Origin of the sequence: Rubritalea squalenifaciens DSM 18772, from assembly GCF_900141815.1 — a bacterium.
Classification (GTDB): Bacteria; Verrucomicrobiota; Verrucomicrobiia; order Verrucomicrobiales; family Akkermansiaceae; genus Rubritalea; species Rubritalea squalenifaciens.
Genome location: NZ_FQYR01000003.1, coordinates 261159 through 278341, shown reverse-complemented (window position 1 = coordinate 278341; position 17183 = coordinate 261159). Strand labels below are relative to the sequence as shown.

Genomic DNA, 17183 nt, shown 5'->3' with positions numbered 1-17183 from the left:
CATAGTCTATAGTATCGAAAGGGCAAGGATTACCACCCCTGAAACTCACAGAATACAAACTATGGAAACCAAAGATAGAAGATCGTTCCTTAAGACCATGGCTGCCGCCGGTGCTGGCATTGCTGCCATTTCAAATGCGTCCGCCCAATCCGCTCGCCCTTCCGGCGCCAAGTACATGGGTGACTTTGTTGCACCTAAGCTGGATAAAGTCCGCGTAGCCATCATCGGCTGCGGTGCTCGTGGTGGTACTCACTATAACCACCTCGCTGCTATCGAGCACACTGAGGTAGTCGGTATTTGCGATCTCTACCAAGATCTCGCAGAGCGCGCTAAGAAGAAAGTTCTTGAGCACGACGCAGAGCGCCACAAGAACGTCAAACTCTACACAGGCGACAAGCACGCATACAAAAAGATGCTTGCCGAACTTAAGCCTGACCTCGTGTACGTTATCACTCCATGGGAATGGCACGCACCAATGGCGATCGATGCCATGAACGCAGGTGCTCACGTTTGTGTGGAAGTACCACTTTGCGTGACTGTCAAGGAAGCTTGGGATATCGTTGACGTATCCGAGAAGACTGGCAAGCACTGCATGATGCTCGAAAACGTGAACTACGGTCGTGACGAGCTCCTCTTCCTCAACATGTGCCGCAAAGGCATCTTCGGTGAACTCCTTCACGGTGAAGCTTCATACATCCACGAGCTTCGTGGTCAGATGAACCAAGTTGAGCGCGGCACCGGTTCCTGGAGAACCTATCACTACGCTAACCGTGATGGTAACCTCTACCCAACTCACGGTCTCGGTCCAGTAGCTCAGTACATGAACCTTGCTCGTGGTGACGACAACTTTGGTCGCATCACTTCTTTCTCCACACCAGCCCGTGGCCGTGCGCTCTACGCCAAGAAGCACTTCCCTGCTGACCACAAGTGGAACAAGCTTGAATTCAAGGGCGGTGACCTCAGCACCTCCATCATCAAGACCACCATGGGTAAGACCGTCATGGTCCAGTGGGATGAAACATCCCCACGCCCATACACTCGCCACAACCTCATCCAAGGTACCCTTGGCTGTGGTAAGGGCTTCCCAACAGGCGTAGCACTTGACTACAAGCAAGGTGACCTTCCTGAAGCAGTCTTCAATGCGATGGCTGCCAAAAACAAGAAGCACACCAACTACCACGCTTGGACTCAGGGCGAAAAACTTCAGGCCGTATACGAGGCATGGGACCACCCACTCTACACACGCATGAAGGAAGACGCCAAGAAGATGGGCGGTCACGGTGGTATGGACTTCATCATGAACTTCCGTGTGATCGAAGCTCTCCGCCTCGGTCAGCCACTCGACCAGAACCTCTACGAAGGTATTTTCTGGTCCGTAGTAGGCCCACTCAGTGAGGCTTCTGTAGCTCAGAACGGTGCATCCGTTGAGTTCCCAGACTTCACACGTGGCAACTGGAAGAACACCAAGCCACTTCCAATCATCGAATAAGCTCTGCCATAAAGAGTAAGATTTCCTACGCAGGCTAGTATCTCTACTAGCCTGCGTTTTTTTGTACCAAGATCTCAAAAAATACTCACAATCAATCAAACATGAAGTCACTCACCAAACTCATCCTTTTCGCCTCCATTCTACTAGCGCCTCTGCTGACAGCGCAGACAAACGAGGAGACACCAGACTACTCAAAGCGCAGACAGTTTCTCGTGGAAGCTAGACGCATTGTATTCCTCGGAGACAGTATTACCTACCAGGGTGAGTATGTGGCTAATTTTGACACTTGGCTCCATGCCTACTACCCAAAACGCAAGTTTGACATCATCGACCTGGGCCTCCCCTCTGAGACGGTATCCGGCCTGAGTGAGAAAGGTCACGCAAATGGCAAGTTCCCTCGTCCAGACCTTCACACCCGCCTAGATAGCGTCTTGGAAAAATCCAAACCCGATCTCATCTTCGCCTGCTACGGTATGAACTGCGGCATCCAGCAGCCTTTTGATGAAGAGCGCTTTCAAAAATACAAAGACGGCATTCTCAAACTCAAAACCAAGGCTGAAAAGAGCGGCGCCAAGATTATCTTTATTACCCCCCCTTACTACGACTCCATGGTAAATCCTAACAAGGCCTACTACACCGAGGTCCTTGCCAAATACTCTGCCTGGCTCATGTCTCAGACTGAGAATGACTGGAATGTGATCGACCTCAATACCGCCATGACAAAATCGATCATGGAGAAGCGAAAAGACGCCCCCAAGTACACCGTGCAAAAAGACGCTGTTCACCCAAACACCGAGGGTCACTGGTTCATGACTCAGCCGATTTTATCTTGGTTCGGAGACCTCGGGGCTGCTCAGCAAGCAAGCATTCAAGAGGTTCTTTCACTTCACAGGCTCCCAGCCTCCATTGCCAAACTCACCCTCAAGCGCATGAAGATCAAGCGCGACGCTTGGCTCACCTACACTGGCCATGAACGCCCGGGAATTCCGAAAGGTATGCCTCTTGAGCAAGCCGAGCAAGAAGCCAAGAAAATCACTCACCAAATCCAGAAGCTCTACAAGGTAGCTGGACAGTAATTATAAAACGACATACCACTCAGAGCGTGCATTCCATTCTGATAGTTGAGGACGAGACCCCCATCGCGGAAAACCTGATTTACGCTCTAGAAACCGAGCACTTTCAGACCGTCCACACCACGAAAGGGATGGAAGTGCAGGAGCTGGTCAAAAGTCACGACTTCGACCTCATCGTACTGGATGTAGGCCTTCCTGACATTTCAGGATTCGATGTCTGTAAAGAGCTTCGCTCTCACTCGGAGATTCCCGTACTCTTCCTTACGGCAAGAAACTCAGAGATCGATCACGTTCTGGGGCTGGAACTGGGAGCAGATGACTACGTCACCAAGCCCTTCAGCCCGAGGGCTCTTGTCGCCCGCATCAGGGCCATCTTGCGCCGAACTACCAACCACATTTCCTCTGAAGAAGTGCTAGCCCCCTGCGGCATCCACCACGATGCCTCAGCGATGACGATTAGTTGTGAAGGCTCTGTTCTTGACCTAACAGCCCACGAATACAAGCTACTCGCGACCTTCCTTTCTAGCCCTGGCCGCACATTTACCCGCGAACAACTGCTAGAACGCGCATGGGACGACCCTTATGCCGCCATGGATAGAACAGTGGATGCCCACATCAAATCTATCCGCGCCAAACTTAAGAAAATCTCAGAGAAGCATTCTAACGCCATCCAGACCCGACGGGGCCTAGGCTATCTTTACTCCCCATCTCAGCCGTGATCAAGGACTGGAAAAACTCCACCATGCGCATTACGCGCATACTCTGCTTCCTGGTAGCCTTCATCACGGCATCCGGCTTCTACTCTCTCTACAACTACCTCAACGAAGACCTCGAAAAGCAAACCTTCCAGGCTACCGAAGAAGCGATGGTGGACACCGCCCACCTACTCACGGCTCTAGTTGAATGCCAACTTGATGGGAACCAGATTGAGATGAGCAATCTCGACGAAGCTCTCAAGCAAGCTGACACTCACAAATTTAAAGCGAGCATCTTCAAGCACAACAAGGAACATGTAGGCACTCATGCCTACATTACAGACAAGAAAGGCATCGTCATCTTCGATTCACACACCCCGGAGCGTGTTGGCAAAGATCTCTCGGAGTTCAATGACGTCTTTCTAGCCCTGCAAGACAAGTACGCCGTGCGCTCCTCCCGTAACGATGAAGATGATGCAGCCAGCTCGATCCTCTACGTCGCCGTTCCCATCAAAAATAGAGAGGGAGAAATCATAGGTGTTCTGAGCGCCTACAAAGCCCAGAAGGACGTCCTGCACTTCATTGAGGCCCGTCGCCGCTGGATTATTTTTTCTCTATTCCTGATCGGCATAGGCATTGGAGTCTTCATTATCGCAGTCTTTATCTGGCTGTTCCGCCCGCTGGGTAAACTGACAGCTTATGCCAATGCCATCTCACGCGGAGAGCGCCCGACCTTTCCAAAGATTGGCCAGGGTCGCGAAGTAAACACACTCGGCAAAGCCTTACGTGATATGCGGGAGTCTCTAGAGGGGCGGCGATACACAGAGAACTACACCCGCATGCTCACCCACGAACTCAAGAGCCCCCTCGCCGCAATTAAAGGGGCAGCCGAGTTACTTAACGAGGACATGCCACGAGAGCAACGGGAGAAGTTTCTCGCAAATATCAGCCGCCAAGCCGATCGATCCACCAACCTCATTGATGGACTACTCAGGCTATCACAACTTGAGGCGCAGCAAGAGCTCAGTAAACCCACCACCATCAATCTCTCTGAGATCACCACCGAGGTATGCGATGAATACGAAGCTCGTACTTCAGCGAAATCCTTAACCATTGAGCGCTACATCCCAGAGAACCTGACCATTTCAGGTGACAGCAACATGCTAGCAACTGCTGTTGCCAACCTGATAGAAAACGCCATCCGATTTTCGCCCGAAGGGGGTACCATCACCATATCTCTGCTAGAGGAAGATAATAAAACCAAGATCTTGGTGAGAGACCAAGGCCCCGGTATTCCAGACTTTGCCAAAGAGAGAGTGTTCGAACACTTCTATTCCCTGCCCTGTGAGGAGACAAAACAGAAAGGCACAGGACTTGGCTTATCGTTTGTACTGGAGGTGGCCAAACTCCACAACGGAGCTGCATCATTGGAAAATTCAGCATCTGGCGGAGCCATCGCCACCATCACCCTACCTCATTGAAGTTCAGAAGCTTCCCCTTACTGAAGCTACAGTTCTTCACTCCTCTGGCTCGGAATATCATTGTAGCCGACGCCCAGCTTGGTCTATCCAATGGGGTATTCCAATATTTGAACGTGTTCGTTATGAAAATCGCTACTCCTATCCTAGCCTTGGCATTGCCATGCTCCGTACTCGCCCAACAAGCTGAGCCTGTAAAAATATCTCCCCCACTCCAACAGACAGTAAAACAGCTGGATACTGATGGCATCCACTTTTCCATCACCAATATCAAAGGAGACCTAAGCGAATTCTCCACATTGATCGACAAGATCTTCCTTGGTGTCCTCAAGAAAGAATCACCAGAGCTTTCCAAACTTTCCGCCACCAAGATTCTTGAAATCTCAGGCCTTACCCTGGCTCAAACCATTGGCAGAAGCTCCAAGCATGTTGGAGACTTCTACCACAACCGAACTTTTATCGAGACCAAGGGCTCAGACCGAGGGCTCCTCTCCCTGATTGGCAATACGCCTCAGCCTTGGGCCTCTGCATCCTATGCGCCAGCTGGAGCGGATCTCGTGGTAGAGAGTAACATCAATCTGAAACTTGTCCCTCAGACACTTCGTGAAATCGCCACCATGCTTCCTGGTGAGCAAGCGAGCCAACTTGAAGCTTTTCTGGACGGCCCACTACCAGCCACTCAGAGCCGCATCGGCGAGACACTCGAGAAGCTTGATCTGCGCTACTCACTCATCGTGGATCTGGATGAGAGTAAAACCTGGAAAGGCCCTGACGGCGAAGACTACCCTGCCGTCTACTACTGCACACGCATCGACGGTGCTGCCAAGACACTCTGGCCGCTCTACAAAGACATGTTAGGCTCCGTCATCAAGTACAGCTCCAAAGGCAATGTCCACACGATTGTCATTCCTGAAAAAATGGACACCCCATGGGGGCCTAGCCAGCCAGTGTGCGTGATCGATACCGATAAAAACCAGATCTGGATGGCCTTTGACCAAGGCTTCCTCGACAAGTGCCTTTCCAGTGAAGCCAAGCTCGCAGACAGCGAGAGCTATCAGAAGGCTACTAACAGACTTCCTCAGCAAGGCTTCGCCCACGCCTACATTTCAGGAGCAGCCTGCAAACAGCTTCTCACCCTCTCAAAATTCGGCTCACTTCTCGCCGAGGGAGATGAAGACATGGCTTTCCTCAAGGGCATGATTGACCCAGAAGTTCTCAATAAAACCCTCACCAGCCCCTTCGGCTATGCCTGGGCAGCACGCCATGATAGAAACGGCCTGCTTCTAGCTGGTAATTCGCCTGTGCCGGACAAAGGCAGTAACAAGGTGATGAATAGCACCTTCATGGCCGCAGGGCTCTCCGCCATGTCTTACGGACCAATCATGCGCAACATCAAAGCCTCCAAGCGCACTCAATCCATTCAGGAGGTCAAAAATCTCTGCATGGCCTGCTACTCTTATGCTGAAGATCACGACGGCAACTTTCCAAAAAGCCTGCAGGACCTGACCAAGGACGGGTACGTGGATAACCTTCAGGATCTGATCACCATCGATTTCCCTGAGAAAGGAATGAAAGTCAAATACTTACCTGGATTCACGATGACTTCGAAAGCAAGCAACATCCTGATGTTCTCCGAAGCTGACGAAGACGGCCAAGTCATCGTCTGCCGCCTCGACGGCTCCGTCAAAGTCGAAACAGAAGAAGAGCTCGTGCAGGCACTGAAAGCCCAGAAACGATAAGCACACTTTCCATTTCACGACAGGGACCGAAACGTAAAATAACCCCTGTCGTGAAATATTTTCCCTTAAGGCGAAATCGTCCCTTGCGGAATCTGGTTGGCATGAATAACTAAACACATGTCCAACAATCTTGAATCCCTTAAGAAGTTCACCACCATCGTAGCAGACACCGGTGACTTTGAGTCCATGCGCGAGTACAAGCCGCAGGATGCCACTACCAATCCCTCTCTAATTCTCTCCGCCGTGGAGAAGCCTGAGTACCGTCACCTCTTGGATAAGGCGATCTCAGAAGCCAAGGAAGCTGGTAATACCAGCATTGAGTCCATCATCGACCGCACCCTCATTCTCTTCGGACTCGAAATTCTCAAGATCGTCCCGGGCCGCGTCTCCACAGAAGTTGACGCCCGTCTCTCCTTCGACACTCAGGGCACCATCGACAAGGCACGCGAACTCATCGCAGCCTATGAGGCCGAAGGCATCTCCCGCGACCGCATCCTCATCAAGATCGCCTCCACCTGGGAAGGTATCAAAGCTGCGGAGGAACTGGAAAAAGAAGGCATTCACTGCAATCTGACTCTCCTCTTCTCCCTCGCTCAGGCCATCGCCTGCGCTGAGGCCAAGGTGCAGCTCATCTCCCCCTTCGTTGGACGCATCTACGACTGGTACAAGGCCAAGACTGGCACTGATTACCAGGGTGCAGAGGATCCTGGTGTCCAGTCCGTGCAACAAATTTACAACTACTACAAAAAATTTGGCTACAAGACCGAGGTCATGGGTGCCTCCTTCCGAAATGCTGGCCAGATCACCGAACTGGCAGGCTGTGACCTCCTGACGATTTCACCGAACCTCCTTGAGGAACTCCAGAACGCTGAGGGAGATATCAGCGAGAAACTTAGTGAGAGCACCGCAGCCTCTTCCGACCTAGCGAAGGTTTCTCTCGACGAAAAAACCTTCCGTTTTGAGTTCAACGAAGACGCCATGGCGACCGAAAAAACAGCTGAAGGTATCAGGAAATTCTCTGCTGATATCGTAAAACTTGAAAAGCTGATTGCAGATTCCCTCTAAGTAGCACATTGTCCGCGCCAGCAAAATTATGGCTATTTTCTGCATCGGAGACATTCACGGAAAATTCCCCGAACTGGCGAACAGGCTCAGGGAGCTACCTGATGGCGCCAACGTGATCTGCGTTGGCGACATTGGACTTGGCTTCGCTGATTCCCTGACCCCTCATTGCCTAGATGAGCCTGACCAAGTTGCCACCATCAAGAACCAGACTGTCTGGCTCATGCGTGGCAACCACGACGACCCGGCGATCTGGAAGTTCAAGAGGTACGCGTGGAATGACCACCTTAAAAGCATCCGCATCCCGCCCGATATTCATCGTATGATGATTGGTAACATCCACGTCATCATGGTGGGTGGCGCGACCTCTCTGGACCGGGGACACCCGGCGCGTATCGATGGTGAAAACTGGTGGTCAGATGAGGCAGTGTCTCGCTCAGCGCCAAAACTGGTGGAAAACATGGTGGAGTCCTATGGCCCTGCTGACCTCCTCTGCACCCACTGTGGCCCTATCGAGGCCCAGCCCGGTATGGACCGAGACGAGGAAAGCTTCGCCTACTACTCAAACATCGACCCGGATCTCCGCAAGGATGTGAAAGCTGAACGCACCCTGATCAGTCAGATCGTCGCTGCCAGCCGCACCAAGCACGTTGCCTTCGGCCACTACCACGTCGCAATCGAGACTGTTGTTAACAACGTGAAATACCGCTGCTGTGCAGAACTGGAACCATGGGAACACGTCAAACGAAGTGTCCTCCCGCCACTTCCATCACTGTAAGCTTGGCACCAGCCTTCTAAGATTTTCAAAAACCAATGGGTCACCCCATTGGTTTTTTTAGTTCACTCTTAATCCACCGTGGATCGAGTCTCGTGATACTCGATACCAAAGATCTTGCAGAAGACCTTCTTCACATCCTCAAGCATCACATAAACACTGGGCACTAGCAGCAGCGTAATCGTGGTCGCAAAGAGAATACCAAAGCCCAGAGAAACCGCCATAGGCACTAGGAAGCGCGCTTGCATATCCGTCTCTAACAACATCGGCATCAGACCAGCAAAGGTCGTCAGGGAGGTCAGCAAAATAGGCCTAAAGCGCCTCGCTCCAGCGTTATTGACCGCCTCTAGCAAGCTTCCTTCATCATTGCGGTGGCGGTTCACATACTCCACCAGAACCAGCGAGTCATTCACCACCACACCACTGAGAGCTACCACGCCACAGAGAGACATGATACTCAGGTCCATACCCAATAACATGTGTCCCCACACAGCACCTACGATACCAAATGGAATCACGCTCATTACGATGGCCGGCTGGATATAACTGCGCAGCGGGATCGCCATCAGCACATAAATCATGATCAGGGCGAAAATAAACTTTACCCCCATCTCACTCACACTGTCCTTCTGGTCTTTTTGCTCACCACGATATCCCCACCTCACCCCAGGATAAAGCTTCTCCATCTCAGCCAAAGTTTCCTTATTAAAGGTAGCCACCACTTCGTTCGGGTTAGCACCAGTCGTTTTGTCCACATCAGCGGAGATGGAAATGGAGCGACGCCCATCGACCCGGTTAATGGTAGAGAGGCCGCGGTTCGGTTCACTGGCAATCACCTGCTTGATAGGCACCTCAGCTCCATTCATGGCATTCAGCCTGACTTCCTCCAGAGTCTCCAGAGACTTACGCTCATTCTCAGGATAGCGCACCATCACCTTGACCTCATCCCGGCCACGCTGGATACGCTGCACCTCATCACCATAGAAGACCGATCTCAACTGACTGGAAACAGACTGAACGGTGAAACCAAGCGACTTCCCTGCTTCAGTGAGAGCATCCCGGTTATAGACGACTTCCCACTTACCCATCCGCCAGTTGGTAGTAATGTCAGTCACCCCATTCATCTCGGCTAGATTATCTGTGATGTAATCACTAGCCTGCTTCAGCTCCTCAAGATCCTTACCCGTAATTTCGATATCAATAGCATTCCCCCCTGCATTAGTTTCCTGACGGAAGGTCAGCTCAACCACGCCTGGGATCTGGCCGATCTTTTCACGCCATGAGGTGATAATCTGATCCGCGCTGTAATCTCGGTCAGCCGCCGGGATCAATTCTAGGGTCACTTCCCCCAGATAGCTACTAACCTGATTGCTGCCCGGATTAAAACCTGAACGGAACGGTTGGGTACCTGTACTAGCGAGGTAGTGCTTGATCACACTCTGCCCATCACGCCCCTTCATTTCCTCACCCACCTGGATGGCAGCACTCTCCATACGCTGGATAGCTTCGTCAGTCACCCCGAAGGGCACACCCACGGGCATGACCAACTTGGCTGTGATCACATCACCTTCCACCTTCGGCATGAAAATGAATGGAATACGCTTGCTCGCTACTAGTCCTAGGGTGGCCAGCAGCAGCGCAAAGAAGACAGCCCAAACCACATAACGGAACTGTAGGCAGCGCCTGAGCGCCGGCTTGTAGAGATGCTCGATAAACCACTCCAACCCATCAGCTACCCAATGCTGAAGACGGGTGACCGGACCATGCTTCACCCCCTCTTGACGTGGCCGCAACGTCGCCAAGTGAGCAGGCAGGACCAACTTGGACTGCACCAGGGAAAACATGAGTACAGGAATCACCACCAAAGGAATATTCGGCCAGATCTTCCCACTTACGCCACTCAACCCCAACATCGGAGTAAAGGCTGCCATCGTGGTCAACACGCCGAATGTCACCACGACTCCAACCTCGTGAGTTCCTTTCCAGGATGCATGCCGTGGATGCTCACCCGCACGAATACGGCTGTAGACGTTCTCACCAACAACGATCGCATCATCCACCACAATCCCGAGCACCAAAATGAAGGCAAAGAGTGAGATCATATTCACACTCACCCCAAAGTAAGGCATCATCCAGACCCCTCCCGCGAAGGAGACCGGAATACCAATCGCCACAAGAGCCGCCAAGGACGGTCTCAGGAACAGAGCCAGCACAATAAACACCAGGACAAGACCCCAGGTCCCGTTGCGTCCTAACAAAGCCAAGCGACCTTGCAACATCTTGCTCTGGTCATTCCACAACTCCAGATTCACACCCGGCGGCAATTCATTCGGGGCGACATTCTCAATGTAGTCCTGCACAGCCTTCGCCAAAAGCATCGTATCCTGCTCTCCGGTACGGAAGACATTCACCAAGGCTGCACGCCTTCCATCAAATCGTGCACGCAGACTCACATCCTCAAAGCCATCGTAAATCTTGGCAATATCGCCGAGCTTCAGCTCCTCACCGCTATCTCCACTGACAATGGTGACATTTGCAAAATCCTCCGCATCACGAATCTTCCCCTTGGTTCTCACCAGGATCTCCCCACTCTTCTCCTGCACCGTGCCTCCAGGCAGATCGATCGAGGCTTGGCGCAATGCTGTAGCTACCCCGGCCAGACTGAGACCGTGACGGCGCAGTGTATCGTCGGAAATTTCGATGGAAATTTCATAAGGCCTTACGTTGGCCAAAGAAGCTTTGGTGATCTTGGGTTCACCTCGCATCATCCTGTCCATCTTCTCCATGAAGGTCTCTGGCTCAGGAGCACTATAATTGAGCAAACCATCACGCACCGTCTCAGCCATTTTCCTCAAGGTCTTCTCATCAGTGTCCGCACTCACAGCAACACTCATCACCTGATAGCTAATCAGAGCTTCTTCGATCACTGGCTCCTCCGCCTCTTCTGGGAAATTGGTGATGCCATCCACCTTGGACTTCACATCATCCATCACCTCACGGACATCGTAGCCCGTCTCTACCTCAATCGTCACCGCGCCCATACCCTCAGTCGCAGTAGATGTGTAGCGCTTCACCCCATTGATGTCTGCAATGACATCCTCAATCAGAAGAAGTATCCCATCTTCTACCTCCTCAGGAGTCGCATTGGGGAAAGGAACATTCACCGTCACGGCATCCAGCGAGGTCTCTGGAAATACCTCCTTCCGTAGCTGGAACCACGTCCAGATACCTGCTACCATCACCAGCAGCATGAGGAAATTCGCCGCCACATGATTCCGGCTGAACCATCGAATCGCCTTTTCCATCTACTTCAGGCCTTTCTGTTTAACCGGCTCTACCTTCATCCCCTCCACAGGCAACTCTATTGGACTGGTAATCACCTGATCTCCCTGCTCGAGCCCCTTGGTAACAATCACGTAATCCCGCTCAGTCCGCTCTACCTCCACGGCCACGATGCGGAGAGTATTATCATCTCCCATCACGTAGACCTTACCTTCTCCAGTCAGGGCCTGGCGGGGAACACGAACGACTCCCTCCAATTTCTCACCTTGGAATTCTCCATTCACGAAAAGCCCCTTGGGCGGCAGAGCAAACCTTTGCTCCCCCTGCTTGGGCGTCACCTCCACTACCATCATCATCGTCATGGTTTCTCGATCCACTCCACCCTCGCTACGGACGATCTTCCCCTGCCAATTCACCGGCTTGCCACCAATCACAGCACGCACAGTCACCTCAGTCCCCTTGAATTCCTCCGGCAGAAAACCCACGTCTTCCAGACTCAGCGGCAAACGCAGTTCCATTTTCTGAGAGGCATAAACCTCTGCGATACGACCTCCAGGTGCTACATAGCCCCCTTCATCAATATTCGCCGACTCCACGATACAATCGTAGGGAGCCCTCGTGACGGTACGCTCCAGATCACGCACAGCCTTATTCACGGCTGCCTCGGAGGATTCTAAGCGGGCCTTCGCACTTTCAATCTGAGGCTTGCGCAGCACCAGATCACTGGCCTGCTCCCCCCTACCCAGCTTCTTCCACTCACGCAGTGCCTGTTCAGCACGCGCCTCTTCCTGCGCTAGGTTCAACTTGGCATCCGCCACCTGAGCCTTGGCATTTGCCAGAGTGGCCTCGTAATCCGCCTGCTCCAGCCGGACCATTTCCTCGCCTTTGGCAAAAGCACCGCCAGCCTTCAGCTTATCGGATACATAGGTCACACTACCTCCCACTTCACTGATGATCTGGGTCTGAGTCACTGGCAGCACCTGACCTTGCGTAGCGATCTGCACCGTGTAATTGATCTCATCCACCGTCACCGTCTCCACCCTGGGGATCAGCTCACGCCTTTCCTCCTTCGTAGCCTCGACTGGATTCTTCACCATCACCATCATGATACCAACTCCAACTGCGATCACGACCACAGCTATCAGCCCCATGAAAACAGCCCCCACTTTGGATGCCCCTTCCCGTTTCTCTGTTTGAATCGTATTTTCCACGTTTCCTATAGTTTAAAAATCTCTTTATTTACCCGAGAGGTAGAATCCACCACCCAAGGCCAGATGAAGATCCACGCGATTATCTAACTGAAGTCGCTTCAGCCTCACCAGCTGGGAGGCGATGTCGATCTTGCGCCCCTGCGTCTCCAACAGAGTCAATACATCTCCTGTAGAGTCCCGGTAATCTTGGTCAGCAGACTCGGCTGCTTCCTTGGCCAGCTTGTTCGCTTTCTCTAGTTCCGTAATTCTTCTCTTCAGCCACTTCTCCGCAGCGAGCGCGTTCTCCACTTCTCCGAATGCTTTTAGCACGGTCTGCTGCAGATTGGCCAACTCCTCACGCTCCTTCGAGGCACGCGAGTCACGCTCTGCCGTGAGCACTCCACCGGTCAGAATTGCCTGAGACAAATTCCCTGAAAGCGACCAGACGCCGAAATCACTATCCACTACCTTGATCAGGGAATCCGTGGAAGTTCCCGTAGTGCCAGTCAGACTAAATACCGGGAATACAGCCAGCTTGGCTTCCTTGAGCCTCATGCCTGCTGCTGCAAAGCGCCTCTCGGCCGAGATCACATCCGGTCTGCGCTGAAGTAATCCAGACGGCACACCCGACGGCACTTTGCTGGGCATCTTCGGCAGAACAGCACGCCCGATTACTTTACCCGCAGGATAGCGCCCTACCAAGAGCTCCAGCCTGCGCTGGGCAGCCTCCAACTCACCTTGTCTCTCTGACAGGGTTGCCATCGTGGTAGCGAGATCCGTCTGCGCGAGTCTCAGCTGGCTGGCGGTACCTCCTTCCTCCTGCAGATTCCTCTCGAAACGGTCTCTGACCGCCTCCACTGTCCTCTTCTTTAGATTGATTGAGTCCTGCACCAGAGCCACCTGCTGCCTCGCCTCAGCCAGAGCAAACCAGGCCTTGCACACTTCCGCGGCAAGGCTCGCCTCGGCCGCCTTTCTATCCAGCTCGGTCGCCTGGGCATCCGCCATCGCAGCGGAGCTCGACGCACGTACACGGCCCCAAAGGTCAATGTCCCAATTCACGCGGAATTCCGAACTATAGGAGTTGGCAATCTGGGAACCTCCGAAAGGAAAGCCTACGAATTGAATTTTTCTCTTTTCCCCAGTCAGGTCGAGATTCGCCGTGGGACGGCCGTCAGAACCTGCGATCCTCGCCGCATAGCGAGCCTGCTGCACGCGCTCTGCCGCTATCTTCATGTTAGGGTTACGCGTTACCGCTTCTTCCACCAGCCTGGTCAGCTTGCTGTCACCGAAACGCTGCACCCAGAGTCTATCCACACCGCTCTTGCCTTCTTTCGAGGCAGTCCAGCTGCCCGGCGCCATATCAGCCACGGCCACCATACGGGAGTCCGGCGGTGTCGCTACACATCCCGATAAGAACACACAGGCGGAAACTGCGACGATTCCCTTAGAACAAAAATTCATCCTGCCCTCCCTGCTCTGGTTCCGGCTTCTTGCGTTTGCTCGCTTTCTTCTTAGGTTTCTCATCGGGCTGACTCTCGGGCACCTCCTCAGCGGTCTCTTGAACTTGTGCTGGTGACTCACTTGCACGGTTCAGCTTTTCTGCCACAAAAATTTCATCATCCTCGTGTAAAATCTGAGCATCATCTTCCTCCGGCTCTATTTCCTCAGCATTGTCTTCATCAATAGCCGCCGCCCCTGAGACAGAGTCGTCCACCTCAGCAACAGGCTCCTCAATTGACCCAGCCATTTCCCTGCTCACTTCTGCCACCTCATCACTTTTCTCTTTTTCCTCCACTTCCTCCAACAAACTGGCAGGAGACTCAACGAGCTGGCCAGCACTCAAACCAGCACTACAGAAGACAATCAGTCGCTTCAGCATTTGCTCTGGATCCACCTCGCCACATTTCCCTTCGGTAAGGTCACTCAGCTTCTCTGAAGCCAGAAATGCATGCATCATCGAACCAACGCAAAAGTGCATCCTCCACAACAATTCCTCTTCACTGAAATCCGGCAGGGCGCGACGCAGAGACTTCACAAAATACCCCATCACATTCTGCACCACCGGCTTCACTTGCTCCGGCAAATGCTCCCCACCACCAATCATGCAGCGGCCCATCAATTTGAAAAATAGACCTGCCTGCAAACCACCCTCATTCATCCGCCCCAAGAGCGGCTTCAACAAAGCACCCAAAATCTCCTCAACACCACCTTCTCGTTTCTCCACCTCGGCCAGAAGCTCCAGGCGCTCCTGATTCAGCGGAACTAGATACCTCAGCAGAATCTGATCCATCAGAGCCTCCTTGGTTCCGAAGTGATAATTCACAGCCGCCACGTTCGCCAGAGCCGCCGCCGTAATGTCACGCAGTGACACCCCATCGAACCCACGCTCCGCAAACAAGACTTCCGCTGCCTCCAAAATTCGCTCACGAGTTGCTTCACTAGATTTTGATCCCTTCATAGCCTAGCGAACAATTAAAGCATTTGATTGAATCTTGCAAGAAAACTCTATCAGATCGACCAACAAGCCCTTCAATCAACTACTACAACAAGCAAAATCCTATTCAATCAACTGATTAAATCCTTCAATACCATCAACCCCATAAATCAAAAGCTTCCTAAAAACCGAAACTAAATACATCATCACAAGCCATGTAAATATATTCTATCTTTTATTGTATTTTGTACATATTACCATCCATTTACACTCGCTTGATACACTTGCATCATTAATACCCTGGACACCACGTCCAGACTTCAACCCGTGAAATGATCACACTGAAACATCCACTATCACCTCCAGCACGACTTCAACTTGCACCAGGCAATGCTTTATCTAGCTAATTCCTCCCCAATATCTGACAAAGCACGAGATCCACTTCAAAACAACACTCGCAAACTACGCTTGAAACCTCCCCCCGCTACCCTCACGAGTCTCTAGAAAAACCAGTCCACCACACTAGATGTAAAAATACGTCCATCCAGTGATGGCGTGTTGCACCCCAAATTCAAACAACCGATTTATTTATGTGCTGGATCAATCTTTCCCCAAGGGAAAATGAGACGAACAAAAAACAAGCCCTCGGACAACGAGGGACATGCCCCCCCCCCCACAGCCCCGCAATCACCCCCAAATTTTGACTCCCTCCCCCCTCTCAGCCACACTTATCAGCAGCACGATCGTTAGCTCACCTGAACCTTATCCTGACAACCCGGCGACCACTCCGCCCCACCCCTTGAATTCGCCTGCTTCATAGCCTGCACAAACCAAGCTCCCCAGAATGAACATCAGGAACATACAAAACTAGTAAACTAAGTACAGTCACAGCGCTCCCCAACCAGAGAATCAGCTCGAACTCCATGTCACAATCATGACAGTCAACAGCCGACATTGAGTACGTAATTGTACATAAAAACCATGACCGAACGACTCCTTCACACAAAGCCTTTGCTGACTTTTTACCCCCTGCCCCAGGAAACTAAGATTCCCATATCTTCCCAGTAATAAAAAACGCGTCTCCCTAGAGACGCGCTACGAACGAGCTGAAGCTGGCCAATCTTACCTGCGCCTGCGCAGTATGAATCCCACCCCGGCAAGACCTAGCATCATGGTAGAAGATGGCTCAGGAACAGCGGTAATTGCAAAACCTGCAATTGAGCCCCTGACACCTCCACCAGCATTCGTCGGCATGGCGATCGTAATTTCATCCGCAGTCAAACCAGTCAAGCTAGCGACACCACGGGTACCGCCCGTGTTACTCTGCGCCCCACTCGGCACAGGCTGGGTACCATCCCCTAGCACATTCACGGTTGGTGATCCCAGCAGACTCAGATCTGTCACATTATTAGAACCCGTCAGCGCTCCATCCCGGATTTCAGGCTGCGTGAAATCACTGCTATCTGTGGACAAGAAAAGCGTGACCGTATAGCTCGTAGCACTCTGACTAGCTAGATAAGCTGACAAGCCAGTGACACTAATCGTCACTCCGTAGCCGTCTGCGGCAGCATAGGAAGTACCACCATCACCATCATCCAGATACATCCGAAAAACCTGCTGGGAAGCATCTCCACCAGCAGTCACTCCTTCTGATCCTGCATTAAAAGCATTACTGGACCACCACTGGACACCAATTCCATCTCCAGAGTCAGTCCCCGTCGGTCCACCAGAGCCCGCAATTCCCAAATTATACCAATTCGGCGAGTCCAGCCCGGCTACAGCATTCAAAGCATCCGTGTTTTCGGTGGAATCATCAATTCCCGTATTCGCAGCAAAGCTGGTATGAAAGAAGTTAAAGGCAGTCGTCGCTGCATCAGCTGAATAACTGAGAGGAAGCAGCGCTGCGAGAGACAAAGTGAGTGTAGGGAGTACGTGAGATTTCATTCACTAAATACTATGAAGCAAC

The 17183-nt window shown here is 52.2% G+C and carries 12 protein-coding genes; 7 read left to right on the top strand and 5 right to left on the bottom strand.

Annotated features, from left to right (window positions below; all coding sequences use genetic code 11):
- The first annotated feature begins 61 nt into the window (after positions 1-61).
- From BUB27_RS06595 to BUB27_RS06565, 7 genes are all read left to right on the top strand, one after another.
- Positions 62-1489, top strand: a complete 1428-nt coding sequence (locus BUB27_RS06595; RefSeq protein WP_143158775.1) for a Gfo/Idh/MocA family protein — start codon at positions 62-64, stop codon at positions 1487-1489.
- A 101-nt stretch (positions 1490-1590) separates the two neighbouring features.
- Positions 1591-2565 carry an SGNH/GDSL hydrolase family protein gene (locus BUB27_RS06590; RefSeq protein ID WP_143158774.1) on the top strand — a complete coding sequence of 325 codons (975 nt, stop codon included), beginning with the start codon at positions 1591-1593 and terminating at the stop codon, positions 2563-2565.
- 26 nt (positions 2566-2591) lie between these two features.
- Positions 2592-3281 carry a two-component system response regulator CreB gene (gene creB, locus BUB27_RS06585; RefSeq protein ID WP_143158773.1) on the top strand — a complete coding sequence of 230 codons (690 nt, stop codon included), beginning with the start codon at positions 2592-2594 and terminating at the stop codon, positions 3279-3281.
- Between the two features lie 23 nt (positions 3282-3304).
- Positions 3305-4738 (top strand): two-component system sensor histidine kinase CreC, encoded by a 1434-nt coding sequence (gene creC / locus BUB27_RS06580; RefSeq protein WP_159434839.1) that lies wholly within the window; start codon positions 3305-3307, stop codon positions 4736-4738.
- Positions 4735-6474, top strand: a complete 1740-nt coding sequence (locus BUB27_RS06575) for a hypothetical protein (protein WP_143158771.1) — start codon at positions 4735-4737, stop codon at positions 6472-6474. The genes creC and BUB27_RS06575 overlap by 4 nt, the downstream gene beginning before the upstream one ends.
- A gap of 117 nt (positions 6475-6591) precedes the next feature.
- Positions 6592-7539, top strand: coding sequence for a transaldolase (gene tal, locus BUB27_RS06570; RefSeq protein ID WP_143158770.1), 948 nt, complete (start codon positions 6592-6594; stop codon positions 7537-7539).
- A gap of 28 nt (positions 7540-7567) precedes the next feature.
- Complete coding sequence (locus BUB27_RS06565; protein ID WP_143158769.1) at positions 7568-8314, top strand: metallophosphoesterase; 747 nt, start codon at positions 7568-7570, stop codon at positions 8312-8314.
- A gap of 68 nt (positions 8315-8382) precedes the next feature.
- Here the strand turns inward: BUB27_RS06565 and BUB27_RS06560 are convergent, their stop codons facing one another.
- From BUB27_RS06560 to BUB27_RS06540, 5 genes are all read right to left on the bottom strand, one after another.
- Positions 8383-11616 carry an efflux RND transporter permease subunit gene (locus BUB27_RS06560; RefSeq protein WP_143158768.1) on the bottom strand — a complete coding sequence of 1078 codons (3234 nt, stop codon included), beginning with the start codon at positions 11614-11616 and terminating at the stop codon, positions 8383-8385.
- Positions 11617-12804 carry an efflux RND transporter periplasmic adaptor subunit gene (locus tag BUB27_RS06555; protein ID WP_143158767.1) on the bottom strand — a complete coding sequence of 396 codons (1188 nt, stop codon included), beginning with the start codon at positions 12802-12804 and terminating at the stop codon, positions 11617-11619.
- Between the two features lie 24 nt (positions 12805-12828).
- Positions 12829-14244 (bottom strand): efflux transporter outer membrane subunit, encoded by a 1416-nt coding sequence (locus BUB27_RS06550; protein ID WP_159434838.1) that lies wholly within the window; start codon positions 14242-14244, stop codon positions 12829-12831.
- Positions 14228-15241, bottom strand: a complete 1014-nt coding sequence (locus BUB27_RS06545) for a TetR/AcrR family transcriptional regulator (RefSeq protein ID WP_143158765.1) — start codon at positions 15239-15241, stop codon at positions 14228-14230. Before BUB27_RS06545 ends, BUB27_RS06550 begins: the two co-directional genes overlap by 17 nt.
- 1098 nt (positions 15242-16339) lie before the next feature.
- Positions 16340-17161, bottom strand: a complete 822-nt coding sequence (locus BUB27_RS06540; RefSeq protein ID WP_143158764.1) for a PEP-CTERM sorting domain-containing protein — start codon at positions 17159-17161, stop codon at positions 16340-16342.
- Between the last annotated feature and the right edge of the window lie 22 nt (positions 17162-17183).

Excerpts from the sequence above, each read along its gene's own strand:
- BUB27_RS06595 (WP_143158775.1), top strand. The coding sequence starts at position 62 with ATGGAAACCAAAGATAGAAGATCGTTCCTTAAGACCATGGCTGCCGCC.
- BUB27_RS06590 (WP_143158774.1), top strand. The coding sequence starts at position 1,591 with ATGAAGTCACTCACCAAACTCATCCTTTTCGCCTCCATTCTACTAGCG.
- creC (WP_159434839.1), top strand. The coding sequence starts at position 3,305 with ATGCGCATTACGCGCATACTCTGCTTCCTGGTAGCCTTCATCACGGCA.
- tal (WP_143158770.1), top strand. The coding sequence starts at position 6,592 with ATGTCCAACAATCTTGAATCCCTTAAGAAGTTCACCACCATCGTAGCA.
- BUB27_RS06565 (WP_143158769.1), top strand. The coding sequence starts at position 7,568 with ATGGCTATTTTCTGCATCGGAGACATTCACGGAAAATTCCCCGAACTG.
- BUB27_RS06560 (WP_143158768.1), bottom strand. The coding sequence starts at position 11,616 with ATGGAAAAGGCGATTCGATGGTTCAGCCGGAATCATGTGGCGGCGAAT.
- BUB27_RS06550 (WP_159434838.1), bottom strand. The coding sequence starts at position 14,244 with ATGAATTTTTGTTCTAAGGGAATCGTCGCAGTTTCCGCCTGTGTGTTC.
- BUB27_RS06545 (WP_143158765.1), bottom strand. The coding sequence starts at position 15,241 with ATGAAGGGATCAAAATCTAGTGAAGCAACTCGTGAGCGAATTTTGGAG.
- BUB27_RS06540 (WP_143158764.1), bottom strand. The coding sequence starts at position 17,161 with ATGAAATCTCACGTACTCCCTACACTCACTTTGTCTCTCGCAGCGCTG.